Annotated in this window: 1 protein-coding gene; it reads right to left on the bottom strand. The window is 57.0% G+C overall.

Going from position 1 to position 1,599, the window contains the following annotated elements; genetic code table 11:
- Nucleotides 1-270: 270 nt before the first annotated feature.
- The gene (locus ACH4ZX_RS40280; protein ID WP_398283904.1) at nt 271-1,179 is read right to left on the bottom strand and encodes a hypothetical protein; all 909 of its coding nucleotides are present in this window, start codon (nt 1,177-1,179) and stop codon (nt 271-273) included.
- Nucleotides 1,180-1,599: the final 420 nt, after the last annotated feature.

Genomic DNA, 1,599 nt, shown 5'->3' with positions numbered 1-1,599 from the left:
TCACATGATCAACGAGGCCGTGCCCGCACCCGCACCCAGGCCCCATAAAGCGACATGACAGCCCATCACCGGGCAACCTCACCCAACCCGCAACCCTGCAAAGTCCTTGGGACGGCCGCACCGACATTGCCGCCGCCACCCGCCACAATGCCCGCCACCCAGGCCGCCCTCTGGCCACACTCGGATGGACATGATCAACCAGGACTCACGTGCTCAACCGGACAGAACCGCAACATGCAAAGCCCCTGGTGGAGGCGTGGTGATTACTCTCTACCCGCCGCAGGTGACAATCGCATCGACGCTGTCCATCCAGTCGCCCGACCGGTGATCGACGAAATAGAAGGTGGCGGAATCAGGATCTGTCGCTCGGTCAAGCTGGGAGGTCCATCCGATACCCTGCTGCACGTCAGCAGTTGAGCTGATTATTCCGCGGTACTGAGGAGGACAGAACACCCGCGCTTCAGCCTTTCCCGCCCCCCAGAGGTTTTCCTCGTTGATCTTCATGACATCAGTAATCTGAAATTTATCCGGAGCAGATCCTATAGTCATGTCGATTGTGGAGCATTTAAGTTCAACCTGTCCATAGGTGTCGATGTTGAACATGGAGTTGGCCTTCATTTCAGAGGTATTCAAGTGGTCAACCGTCACCGTTCCCGGGTAGTCGACAACTGCAGCTGAGGTGACCTTGGCCGCATTCTTCGAGACTTCATAAGCCGAAATAGCCCCCCTACTTTCATACAGCTCAACTTTTGCTTCGATGACGTAGGGATGAGTTGATGGGCAGGCTGCTGTCGCCTGAGCCTTTTTTCCCGGCGTAGCCGTATCACCAGACGGTCCGCGCACGTCAATGATGTCAGGAGGCACACAGTCATACGTTGCGACAATGGCACCCGTTTGAGTTCGACTGTCGTTGAAAACATCAACCCTGAGCACCTTGTCCGGCCGAACAACAGGATTTCTGTATGTCACATAGTCGGAATGGGTAAATTCGGGATTTACGGGAACTTTTCCATCGGGGCAGGACCAGTAGGCATAACCCGCCGACCAAGCAGGAACGTCGCGCGCTCCAGTGTACTCCCCTGCCGAAGCCGGAGTAATCACGGCAGCGAACAGCCCACCGGCCATAATCGATGTTGCCAGCAATTTGAAAGCCTTGGAGGTTCTGATCACAATCACCACTTCTGGGCTTAATGGAACTCGCGGGTGTGATATCACTGAATGCGCGCGAGCGGTCGCCTAATTACATAATCAGATAAGGCAGATTTGGCCGCCGGGGCAATGTGCACTCAATGAGGTTTTCTCAACGGTGATCACTTCCAGATTCCGTTGAGGACGAGGCAGGGTCCCTTGCATGCTCGAGGTCTGTCCGGGGTCATCCGGTGCGGCCGAGGGCGGTCAGGGGTCTGCGGCAGTCGCGGGCGGCGTGGTGGGCCGGCGTGGATTTTGGAGCCGTGCTCGCGGAAGGTGCGGTCGCGGAGGTGGTGCAGAAGATTTTCGATCTTCCAGTGAGCCGTTTCCAACTTGGCTGAGCGGCTGACCAGTTGGCGTGGGGGTGATGTTCCGGAAGAGGTGAAGCTCCTGGTAGATGGGTTGTCGACC

Origin of the sequence: Streptomyces sp. NPDC020490, assembly GCF_044335305.1 — a bacterium.
Classification (GTDB): domain Bacteria; phylum Actinomycetota; class Actinomycetes; order Streptomycetales; family Streptomycetaceae; genus Streptomyces.
The sequence above is the reverse complement of the archived record's forward strand: the minus strand, read 5'-3'. Positions and strand labels throughout refer to the sequence as shown.